Here is a 9,787-nt window from a genome sequence, read left to right on the forward strand (position 1 = left end):
GGGGCGCTCACCGGGGGCGACCCAGGGCATTCAGGATCGCCTGGATGGCCTCAGGGGACAGGGGTGGATGGGCAACCAGGGCCAGGTTGTGCGCTACATGGGCGACCCGGCTCATGCCGACCAGAGCGGTGGTGATCCCCGGGGTGGAGCGGACGAACTGGAGGGCGCGCTGGGCTTCGGAGAGGCCCTCGGGGAAGAGGCGCCGCAGCCACAGGGGCCAACTCCGGAGCAAGCGCCCCTGCATCAGGGAGGCGCTGGCCCACACGGTGATCCCCAGATCCCGGGCCACTTCCAGGGTGGTCGCCCATCCCTCGCCCCACGGCTGGTTCCGCCGGAGGGCCGCCTCGGGCATGCTCAGGTTATAGGGAAGCTGCACGAACCGGAAATGATGTTCGGGGCCGCCGACTTCGCGGGCGATGGCCTCCACCTCCGCCAGGGATAGCGCCTCCGGCGCATAGGCCGGAGCCCGGTAAGCCGCCCAGGTGGCGGTCCCATAGAAGCGGATCCATCCTTGAGCGACGGCCTCCTCCAGGACGGCGAAGGCCGCCCGCAGACGCGCCCGGAACTCATCCGGCGGCAAAGCGGCCCGTTGCACCTCCGGGTTGTGCAGGAAGTAGACATCGATGGCCTCCAGGCCCAGGTTCCGCCGGCTCTGGGCGATCTGATGGCGCAGGTAGCCGGGGGCGATGCAGTGCCCGTCCACGAAATCCTCCGGACGCGCGATCCCGGCCCGCAGGTAGGTCTCCTCAATGTAGCGCTGCGGATCCTCCGGCCAGTCCCCCTCATAGGGGACGTAGCCGCCCTTGGTGGCGATGACCAGCTCTTCCCGGCGGAATCCCTGGGCGAGCAACTGGCGGAGGGCCTCGCCGACGCAGCGTTCGCTGCGCTGGAAGCGGTAGTTGATGGCGGTGTCGATGACGTTGCAGCCCCGGGCCACGGCGCAGACGATGGCCTCCACATAGCGGGCGTCGGTCTCCGGGTCGGGATGGCCCAGATAGGTGCCGAGGCCGATGGAAGATAGCCACAGCCCCTGGGCCGGGCGGAAATGGCCCGGGGCCGCAGTCCCCTCGAACCGCCTCGCGTAAGCCCATGTGCCCTGCGGCGTCGCCCATCCGGGGATCGCCGCCTCCATCTCTTTATTCACTATTCACTCCAGCGCCCGCCGCAGCTCTGCCGCGTGATCCCGTTCGTGGTTCCCCAGATGGTAGAACATCTGCTCCACCGTCATCATTGCCCCGATGGCGTGCTGACCCTCGATGTCCAGCTGCTCCTCGCTCAAGGAGTCCAGCAGCTGGAGCAGAGCCTGGCGGGAGGCCTCCAGGTCCTTCAGGATGTCCTCCACGCGCTGGTTCTCCCGCTTCTGGATCTGGCGCTCGTTCCACACGTCCAGGTTGAAGCCCTCAGGCATATAGCGCTCCCCGGCCAGCACCCGCTGGATGCGGGACATCTGGCCGATCTCCGCCGCGGCCAGGTGGGCCAGGACCTGACGGGCGGTCCATTTGCCGCCTTCGCCCTGCACGGGCTTCTCCCAGTCATCCTCCCGCAGCTGGGAAGCGATGGCCAGCACCTCCGCGCGGGTCTGGTCCAGATGCCTCCGGATCGCCGCCTTGCGCTCGCTCATCGGTCCCTCCTGAAGATCGGGTTTCCCGGATGTGGGGGCATGCCCCCGGATTCACGATCGTAGATGATGGCCGCCGTCCACCACCAGGACGGCGCCGGTGACGTAATCCGCCTCCATCAGGTAGCGCACGGCGCGCGCCACCTCCTCGGGGGCCCCGGCGCGGCCCAGGGGCACGTGGCGGATCAGTCGTTCCCATCGTTCTTCCTCCCAGTGGACGGGCTTGAGGATGGGGCCGGGGATGACGGCGTTGACCCGGATGCGGGGGGCCAGGGCGAGGGCCAGGGCCCGGGTGAGGGCCACCAGGCCCGCCTTGGAGACGGTGTGGGCCAGGTAATCCGGCCAGGGCTTGAGGGCGGATCCGTCGGCGATGTGGATGATGACGCCCTCTTCCATATGGCGGGCGGCGGCCTGGGCGCAGAACATCGGCGCCCGCAGGTTCAGGGCGAGGATCTCATCCCATTGCGCGGGCGTGATCTCGTGCCAGCGGGTGACCCGCATCACCGCCGCCGCGCTCACCAGCCCGTCCAATCGCCCGAAGCGTCGGGCCACGGCATCGACCAGCGGGGGGATCTGCCCGGGATCCCGCAGGTCCGCCGGGAAGGCCTCGGCGTCTACCCCCAGGGCCCGAATCCGGCGGACGGTCTCCTCGGCTTCCTCGGCGGAGGTGTGGTAGTGGACGGCGATGTGGGCCCCGGCCTGGGCCAGGCCCAGGGCGATGGCCCGACCCAGACGCCGCCCCGCACCGGTCACCAGCACCACCCGTCCCCGCAGGTCCATCATCCCCCCTGTGCCCGGATGCGCTGCCACACGCGTTGAGCGGCCACCAGGTCCTGCACCGCCAGGCCGACGGACTTGAAGAGGGTGATCTCCTCCGGCCGCTCGCGGCCCGGACGCCGGCCCGCGGCGATCTCCCCCAGCTCCACCAAGTCGGCCTCGCGGAGGATCCCCTGTCGGATCGCCCACACCACCTCGCCGGCCTCCGCGAGGGCGGCCGCCCGGGAGTCTACCACCACCCGGGCGGCCCGGCGGAAGGTTTCTTCATCCAGTTCGCGCATCTCGAGGGTGAAGGAGCCGATGGCGTTGATGTGGGTTCCGGGCTGCAGGGCCCGGCCGTCGAAGACCGGGACGGAGGAGTTGGTGGCCGTGCACACGATGTCCGCCTCCGCCACCGCGGCCTCCGGGGTGGGCGCGACGGCGATGTCCTCCGGTATGCCCTCCTGTCCTCGTAGTTCCTCGATCAGGGCCTGGGCCCGGGCGGGGGTGCGGCTGTAGACCCGCACCCGTCGGAGGGACCGGACAGCGGCCACGGCCAGCAGCTGGGTGCGGGCCTGGGCCCCGGCGCCGATCAGGGCGAGGGATTCGGCGTCGGGGCGGGCGAGCAGATCCGTGGCCAGCCCCGACGCCGCGCCGGTCCGCCATGCGGTGAGGAAAGCTCCGTCCAGGAGGGCTGCGGGCGCGCCCGTCTCCGGGTCCAGCATCACCACCAGGGCGGAGAGGGTGGGGAGCCCGCGGGCCGGGTTGCGGGGGAAGACGGAGACCACTTTCAGACCCAGGGCATCGGGAGGCACATAGCCGGGCATTACGAGGGTGATGCCCTCCTGTTCCGGGATCGAGATCGAGAGCCGTTGCGGGATGTGGGCGCGTCCCTCGCTGAAGGCGATGAAGGCCGCCCGCATGGCCTCGATGGCTTCGCGCATCGGCAGCGCCCGCCGGATGTCCTCCGCGGTAAAGAAGGGCAGCGTCATCGGAGCCTCCTTCGGGTCTGTTCACGCCGCTTCCCGGGCCAGCTGCAGCGGCCGTTGCACGGTCTCACGGATCGGGATCCCTCGCCGCAGCCATTCGGCGAGGAAGATCTCCGGATCGACGGCGCGTTCCACCGGCAGGGCTCCCTTTGGGGTCTGGCCCCGGGCCATCATCGTGGCCACCACAGCCGCGTGCCCGCCTGTGGTCCGCTCCATGGCCGTGAAGCCGGTCTCCGGGTCGTAGAAATCCATCAGATCCAAGGTGAGGGTCATCGGCTCCCCACGATGGATCCCTTCGCAGGTCACCCGGAGCACCACGACATCGGCGGGATCCTCCGGGAACTGCAGGCGGGGCTCGACCAGCCGGTGGAAGACCTCCCGGGGGATCACGCGGACGCCGTCGACCTCCACGGGCTCGGTCTCCAGGAACCCCAATTCGGCGAGCAGGCGGATGCGTTCCAGATGGCCCGGGTAGCGAACGGTTTTTTCCTCATACGTTTCCAGGATCCCCTGGAAGCTCCAGGGGCAGGTGGAGGTTCCCCCTGAGGTAACAAAGGCCTCACATGTCCCCACAGGCGGCGGGAACGTCACCGTCTCCGGCTCGCTCAGGGCCTCGACCTCCACGATCCGTCCTTGCCGGAGGAAGACCGCCTTGCCGGTGTATTCGGCCGTCAGGCCGGCGATGTGGAAGAACAGCTGGTAGCCCAGGGGGCCCTTGGGCCGCTGAGGGAGCCCACCGCACCAGATGCGGACGTGCCGGGGCTGATCCATCCGGCGCATCGCGTAGACCGCCAGGGTGTTGCCCAGGCCGGGCATCAGCCCACAATCCGGGATGAGAGAGATCCCGGCCTCCCGGGCCGCCTCATCCAGGGCCAGCACTTCTCGGGTGGTGGGGAGATGCCCGCCCAGATCGCACAGGGAGGTCCGAGCCCGAAGGGCGGCCCGAGCGAGGAGGGGGTTGAACCGGTAGGGGACGGCGCTGATGGCGGCGTCTGCGGTGCGCAGGAAGGCCACCGCGGCCTCCTCGTCCCGCACATCGAGGACAGCAGGTTGCACCAGGGGACGGCCGAGGAGGCGGTTGAGGCGCGCGGCGGCGCGCTCGGCCCGAATGGGAGCCTGATCCGCCAGCCGGATCTCCGTCGCATCCCCGAAGCGGGCCAGATCGTAAGCGGCGGCCGTGCCCTGCATCCCCGCGCCGATCACGGCATAGCGGAAGGCCATCGCCTTGCACCTCCGATGGACAGGATAGAAGCGGGTGCGCTATGGATCCTCCGCGGGTTCCCCGGGAGGCGGGCTGCCGGTGAGGAAGGCCTCCAGCAGCGCCAGGGCGGCCTCGACGGCGAGCTCTTTGTTCTCAATGCGGTGGAGGCCGCCTGTGATGCGGCGAACCCACGTGCCGGAGGGCCCGGCCAGGGCGATGTAGATGCGCCCCACAGGCTGTCCCTCCACCGGCTCCGGGCCGGCGACGCCGGTGATGGCGAGGGCGAGGTCCGCCCCGAGCAGCCGGCGGATGCCCTCCGCCATCTCTCGGGCCACCTGGGGGCTGACCGCCCCGAAGCGGCGCAGCGTCTCCTCTCGCACTCCGAGCAGGCGGGCTTTGACTTCGTTTCGGTAAGCAATCACGCCGCCCAGGAAGCAGGCGGAGCTGCCCGGGACGTTGGTCAGGCGGTGGCTGAGCCAGCCCCCTGTGCACGATTCGGCCACCGCCAGCCGCCAGCCCCGTTCCTTCAGCCTCTTCTCCACCTGGGCGGCGCGGTCGGGCTCCGGTTGCTCCATCCCGGCGATCGCTCAGCGGAAGATGCTCAGAGGGAGGTAGGCGGTGACGATCCAGTTGGGCTTGTCGACCACCTCACTGATCTTCAAGTCGACCACCACGCTGGCCAGGATGTAGGCCTCCTCCCGGCTCATGCGGTAGGTTTGGGAGATGTGATCGATCATATATCGAACGGCTTTCTTGGCTGCGACCATGAGATCCGGGGCGATGCCGGTGGTGGCGTAGTAGCCCTTCTCATCGTATTTGGCGGTCAACGGCTTGGGACAGAGGAACTGCGGTTCCTCAATGGAGCGCCCCTTATGGAGATAAAAGCGAAGGACGGCATACATGGGAGCCTCGATGGCGGTGACGCAGATCTCCCCATCCCCCTGAGCGGCGTGGGCGTCCCCAACGGAGAACAGGGCCCCTTCCACTTGCACGGGCAGGAACAAGCGGGAACCCCGGGTCAGGTGACGGATGTCCATGTTCCCGCCGAAAGGGCCGGGGGGCATCACGGGATGCTCGCCGGGTTCGCGAGGGGCCACCCCCATCGTGCCGCAGAAAGGATCCAGGGGGATGCGGATATCCTCCCGGAAGAACGTGTGATCCCCCGGCGAGAGATCCCAGATCTTCAGATAGGGCTGTTCGAACTCCTCCGCCAGGAGCCCGTAGCCGGGGATGATCCCGGTCCACCCCCAGCCCTTCGGGTGAAGGTCCACGATCTCCACCTCCAGCACGTCGCCGGGCTGGGCGCCTTTCACAAGGAGCGGGCCGGCCAGGGGATAGATCCGGCTCCAGTCCAGGCGGGTGAGATCCTCCGCCGTCGAGGCCGGGGTGATCTGGTTGTCCGTGACGTCCCGCAGCTCGTAGATCACCGTGTCCCCGGGATCGATCTCCAGGACAGGGGGGAGGGCGTTGTTCCACACGTAATGCACACGGTCGGGCGGGAACAGATGGGTTCGAGGCATGGCGCACCTCCTCCGTATGGGCTGCTGCCGGGTGATCCGGCTCCAGGCTACCACGAAGGTCTGCGGTGGCCCCATCGAAGCGCGCAGGAGCCCCTTTGTCTTCTTCTATTTTAACTGGGTCGATCCCCCCTCAGATAAGGGCGGATTCGGATAAAATAATTAATTGAAAAGAATTTTCAAAAGGACGTCGTCGGCAGGCCGGCCCCTTGAGGGCCTGGCCGAGGCGGATGAGCCCCTCGCAGGAAAGGAGGTGAGGAGCCATGTGGAACGCCTATGTGCTGTGGGAGCTCAGCCGGATGTGGCGAGAGGAGCGGTTGCGGGAGGCGGAGCGGGAGCGCTGGCTCCGGCAATGTCAGGCCCGCTGGGCGGAGGAGAATCGGCGGTGGCGTCTCCTCGCTCTGCTTCGCAGGAAGGGGCAGGACGGGACGGGGAAAGCCTCCCCATCGTCCCCCATGGGCCCGGCTCCTGTTTTCCCCTGATCGGGGCCGGCGCATCCGCCTGCCTCCCCCCTCTGATCCCCGCGGATTCAGCCTATGGAGATCCCGAACATTTCCTCCAGGAGCTCCGGGGTGTGGCGGATGATGGTTTCGGAAGTGAGGGCGTTGGCCCGACAGACCTCCGCGTAAAGATCGGCGCTGCGGCGCGGCCGCCGCGCCTGGGTCTCCGGATCCACCTCGATCAGCCCGAAGCGCAACGTCCATCCTTCCGCCCACTCGAAGTTATCCACCAGGGACCAGTGGAAATAGCCCCGCACCGGGACGTTCTGCTGAATGGCCCGCCACATGGCATGAAGATGGCGGACCAGGAAGCGGGGCCGCTGATCATCGTCCGCGTCCGGGATCCCGTTCTCCGTCACATAGATCGGCTTGCCGTAACGAGCCAGACGTTTCAGCAGCAGATAGAGGCCCTCCGGGAAGACCTCCCCGTATTCTCCATCGCTGAGCTCCCCGTGAGGGTTCAGGAAAGTCCGGCCGAACAGGGTGGCGGGGGAGCGCCGGTCGAAGGCCGAGAGGCGCCGGGTGTAGTAGTTCAGCCCAATGAAATCATAGGTTCCGCGCAGGGCCGCCAGGGTGCGGAAAGCGGCCAGGCCGGGCTCCCGACCCGCGGCCATGGCGTCCAGGACAAGACGGTTGAACATCCGGTCGTGCAAGCGGGCGATCATGCGGTCGAGGGGGGAAGCGGGATGGGCGGGCTCGAAGACCACCATGTTGTGGGCGATCCCCACCTGGGCCTCCGGCTGGATCTCGTGGATCGCGTGGTAGGCCCGGGCGTGGGCCTGCATCAGGTGGCGGAGGACCTGCATGGAGAGGCCGAAGTCCCGCTTCCCCGGCGGCCACTTCCCCTCGTTCCAGCCCATGTAGGCCAGGACGTTCGGCTCGTTGATGGTGCACCACAGTCGGCAGAAGTCCTTCAGCGCGCCTACCGCGTGCCGCACGTAGCGCTCGAAGCGCTCGACGGTGAGGGGGTTCTCCCAGCCGCCCTGCTCGGCCAGCCAGAGGGGGTTGGTGAAATGGTGCAGGGTGACCATGGGCTCGATCCCTCGCTCCCGTAGCCCCCGGAGCATCTCCCGATAGCGATCCAGGGCGGCGTCGTCAAAGACGCCCTCCCGGGGCTCGATACGGCTCCACTCGATGGAGAGGCGATGGGCGTTCTGGCCCATAGCAGCGGCGCGGTCGAAATCCGCCTCCGCGTTCCGCCACCAGTCACACGCCCGGCCCGAGCGGCTCCCATCGCGGATGCGGCCCGGCTCCTGCTCCCAGCGCCACCAGTCGTTGTTCGTGTTGTCCCCTTCCACCTGATGGCTGGAGGTCGCCGTCCCCCAGAGGAAGCCGGAAGGGAAGTGAAAGGCGAACTCCACCATAGGGCCTCCCGGTTCGTGGGTTCCTTCCACGGCGGAAAGGCTCTCAGACCGTCAGCGGGATGGGCTCCAGTTGATCCAGGCCAGCCAGGCAGCCAGGAAGGCGGCTCCGAGGGAGGTCACCGGGATCACCAGCTCGCCGCCTGCGGGCATGGGCCCCCGGGCGGCGAAAGCCAACCACATCGCCGTCGCCACGGTCCACCCCGCCGCCGAGCCGATCAGCCCGGCGAGGAACATCCGGATCCAGCGCAGGCGAGAAGGAGGGATCATCTCGTGGCCTCCTCTTCGCAAGGAGGGGACGCCTGGATCATCGGGCGAGAGCCCAGTCGCCCCACATTTATGATTCTTGCGGGATTTCGTGGGGGGCGTAAGGGCGGCCGTCGGTGAGCCACCAGACCCCCTGGTCCCCGCGCGGCCCAAGCCGCCAGGGGGTAGATCTCGGGACCTGCCGCCACGGGGATCCCCTCCGCCTCCGGCCGGGCCTTGCGCAGGATCTCCGCCCGCTTCGCATCGTCGGTGTCCACCTTCGCGAAGACCTCCACCACCCGAAAGGCCTCGCCGCCGGTGGCCCGGGAGCGGCCCCGGACCAGGACGTCGGCGTCCTCCAGCTTGGCGGCCTCCTCCGCAGGGTCTTGGGGGACTCCAGGAGCTCTCGGGTGAGCAGGCGCTGGCGTAGGGCCTCCACCCACTCCGGGTGCCGGTCCAGCAGGCGCATCAGGTCGTTGAAATCCCGCACCGTGAGCCCCATCGCCGCCTCCTCGAGCAATTGTATCATAACAATGATAGGCAGACCGTCTGGTCGGAGCGCGCCGTCTTTCTTCCGGGCAGCGCTATGGCTCACATCCTCCTCCCGGAGGCCGTCGTGACGTTTTTCCGAGCGGATCGGCCGCTCATCCTCGCTCATCGGGGGGCCTCCCGGATCGCCCCGGAGAACACGCTGGCCGCTTTCCGCCTGGCCCTGGAGCAGGGTGCCGACGGGCTGGAGCTGGACGTCCAGCTCTCCCGGGACGGCGTTCCGGTGGTGTTCCACGATTCGGAATTAAGCCGCACCACGGATGGCCGCGGCCGGATCTCGGAGAAGACGCTGGCGGAGCTTCGGACGCTGGACGCAGGAAAATGGTTCGATCCTCGCTTCGCCGGGGAGCGGATCCCCACACTGGAGGAAGTTTTCGAGGCCTTCGGGGATCGGGCCCTTTACAACATCGAGCTGAAGGCCTTCGGGGTGCGGGATGATGGGCTGGTGCGGGCGGTGGTGGCGTGCGTTCGGCGCTACGGGCTGGTCCATCGGACGCTGCTTTCGTCCTTCAATCCGCTGACCCTGCGCCGGGCCTGGCGCTTGGCGCCGGAGATCCCCCGTGGGCTTCTGGTGGATCTCGATCTCCCCCTCCCGTTGCGCCGGGCCTGGCTGGCCTTCCTCGTCCCTCACCAAGCTCGCCATCTCTCGTTCCGCATGATCGATGAGCGAACGGTCTCCTGGTGTCGGCGGCGTGGCCTGGCGGTGGTGGCCTGGACCGTGAACGACCTCCAGGAGGCGGAGCGTCTGATCCGCCTAAGGGTGGACGCCCTGATCACCGATGATCCAGCTCTCCTGGTCCGTCTTCTTGGGGCGCAATGAACCTCTTCGACGTCGGGAGACCGTGCTACAATGCGGGATTGTGATGAACGAACGGAGGAAGGCGCGATGATCCATCTGGACGACCCGGTGCGTTTACGGGCGCTGGATGCGGGCCGGATGCTGGACCTGGTGGCGGATCTGCCTCGGCAGCTTCGGGCGGGCTGGGAGCTGGCGATGGCGGTGCCGTTGCCTTCCGGGTGGACGGCCTCGGCCTTCGATGGGGTGGTGAT

11 protein-coding genes are annotated in these 9,787 nt (G+C 68.3%); 2 read left to right on the plus strand and 9 right to left on the minus strand.

Annotated elements, in window-relative coordinates; genetic code table 11:
- Positions 1–7: 7 nt before the first annotated feature.
- The 7 genes from CFB18_RS06590 to CFB18_RS06620 are packed head-to-tail and all read right to left on the minus strand — an operon-like array spanning position 8 to position 6,084.
- Complete coding sequence (locus CFB18_RS06590; protein WP_088571004.1) at positions 8–1,144, minus strand: aldo/keto reductase; 1,137 nt, start codon at positions 1,142–1,144, stop codon at positions 8–10.
- A gap of 3 nt (positions 1,145–1,147) precedes the next feature.
- Positions 1,148–1,621: a DinB family protein gene (locus tag CFB18_RS06595; RefSeq protein ID WP_088571005.1), complete on the minus strand. Its 474-nt coding sequence runs from the start codon at positions 1,619–1,621 to the stop codon at positions 1,148–1,150.
- Between the two features lie 51 nt (positions 1,622–1,672).
- Positions 1,673–2,398: an SDR family NAD(P)-dependent oxidoreductase gene (locus CFB18_RS06600; protein ID WP_159461613.1), complete on the minus strand. Its 726-nt coding sequence runs from the start codon at positions 2,396–2,398 to the stop codon at positions 1,673–1,675.
- Positions 2,398–3,366 carry an ornithine cyclodeaminase family protein gene (locus CFB18_RS06605; protein ID WP_088571007.1) on the minus strand — a complete coding sequence of 323 codons (969 nt, stop codon included), beginning with the start codon at positions 3,364–3,366 and terminating at the stop codon, positions 2,398–2,400. The genes CFB18_RS06600 and CFB18_RS06605 overlap by 1 nt, the downstream gene beginning before the upstream one ends.
- Before the next feature lie 21 nt (positions 3,367–3,387).
- Positions 3,388–4,584, minus strand: coding sequence for a saccharopine dehydrogenase family protein (locus CFB18_RS06610; RefSeq protein ID WP_088571008.1), 1,197 nt, complete (start codon positions 4,582–4,584; stop codon positions 3,388–3,390).
- A gap of 39 nt (positions 4,585–4,623) precedes the next feature.
- Complete coding sequence (locus CFB18_RS06615) at positions 4,624–5,139, minus strand: CinA family protein (protein WP_088571009.1); 516 nt, start codon at positions 5,137–5,139, stop codon at positions 4,624–4,626.
- Between the two features lie 12 nt (positions 5,140–5,151).
- Positions 5,152–6,084, minus strand: coding sequence for an acetamidase/formamidase family protein (locus CFB18_RS06620; RefSeq protein WP_088571010.1), 933 nt, complete (start codon positions 6,082–6,084; stop codon positions 5,152–5,154).
- A 260-nt stretch (positions 6,085–6,344) separates the two neighbouring features.
- Here CFB18_RS06620 and CFB18_RS06625 point away from each other — a divergent pair, with 260 nt between their 5' ends.
- On the plus strand, positions 6,345–6,563 hold the full coding sequence (locus CFB18_RS06625) for a hypothetical protein (protein ID WP_088571011.1): 219 nt from the start codon (positions 6,345–6,347) through the stop codon (positions 6,561–6,563).
- A gap of 47 nt (positions 6,564–6,610) precedes the next feature.
- Here CFB18_RS06625 and CFB18_RS06630 read toward each other — a convergent pair whose 3' ends face one another.
- Both CFB18_RS06630 and CFB18_RS06635 read right to left on the minus strand, forming a co-directional pair.
- On the minus strand, positions 6,611–7,945 hold the full coding sequence (locus tag CFB18_RS06630) for a glycoside hydrolase family 1 protein (protein WP_088571012.1): 1,335 nt from the start codon (positions 7,943–7,945) through the stop codon (positions 6,611–6,613).
- Positions 7,946–7,996: 51 nt separating this feature from the next.
- Positions 7,997–8,212: a hypothetical protein gene (locus CFB18_RS06635; RefSeq protein WP_088571013.1), complete on the minus strand. Its 216-nt coding sequence runs from the start codon at positions 8,210–8,212 to the stop codon at positions 7,997–7,999.
- A gap of 592 nt (positions 8,213–8,804) precedes the next feature.
- Here CFB18_RS06635 and CFB18_RS06640 point away from each other — a divergent pair.
- The gene (locus CFB18_RS06640) at positions 8,805–9,557 is read left to right on the plus strand and encodes a glycerophosphodiester phosphodiesterase (protein WP_200808114.1); all 753 of its coding nucleotides are present in this window, start codon (positions 8,805–8,807) and stop codon (positions 9,555–9,557) included.
- The last annotated feature ends 230 nt before the right edge of the window (positions 9,558–9,787 follow it).

Origin of the sequence: Thermoflexus hugenholtzii JAD2 (genome assembly GCF_900187885.1) — a bacterium.
Taxonomy (GTDB): Bacteria; Chloroflexota; Anaerolineae; order Thermoflexales; family Thermoflexaceae; genus Thermoflexus; species Thermoflexus hugenholtzii.

What these genes read in the sequence shown, in the direction of transcription:
- CFB18_RS06595 (WP_088571005.1), bottom strand. Translation starts at nt 1,621, where the DNA reads ATGAGCGAGCGCAAGGCGGCGATCCGGAGGCATCTGGACCAGACCCGC.
- CFB18_RS06600 (WP_159461613.1), bottom strand. Translation starts at nt 2,398, where the DNA reads ATGGACCTGCGGGGACGGGTGGTGCTGGTGACCGGTGCGGGGCGGCGT.
- CFB18_RS06605 (WP_088571007.1), bottom strand. Translation starts at nt 3,366, where the DNA reads ATGACGCTGCCCTTCTTTACCGCGGAGGACATCCGGCGGGCGCTGCCG.
- CFB18_RS06610 (WP_088571008.1), bottom strand. Translation starts at nt 4,584, where the DNA reads ATGGCCTTCCGCTATGCCGTGATCGGCGCGGGGATGCAGGGCACGGCC.
- CFB18_RS06615 (WP_088571009.1), bottom strand. Translation starts at nt 5,139, where the DNA reads ATGGAGCAACCGGAGCCCGACCGCGCCGCCCAGGTGGAGAAGAGGCTG.
- CFB18_RS06620 (WP_088571010.1), bottom strand. Translation starts at nt 6,084, where the DNA reads ATGCCTCGAACCCATCTGTTCCCGCCCGACCGTGTGCATTACGTGTGG.
- CFB18_RS06625 (WP_088571011.1), top strand. Translation starts at nt 6,345, where the DNA reads ATGTGGAACGCCTATGTGCTGTGGGAGCTCAGCCGGATGTGGCGAGAG.
- CFB18_RS06630 (WP_088571012.1), bottom strand. Translation starts at nt 7,945, where the DNA reads ATGGTGGAGTTCGCCTTTCACTTCCCTTCCGGCTTCCTCTGGGGGACG.
- CFB18_RS06635 (WP_088571013.1), bottom strand. Translation starts at nt 8,212, where the DNA reads ATGATCCCTCCTTCTCGCCTGCGCTGGATCCGGATGTTCCTCGCCGGG.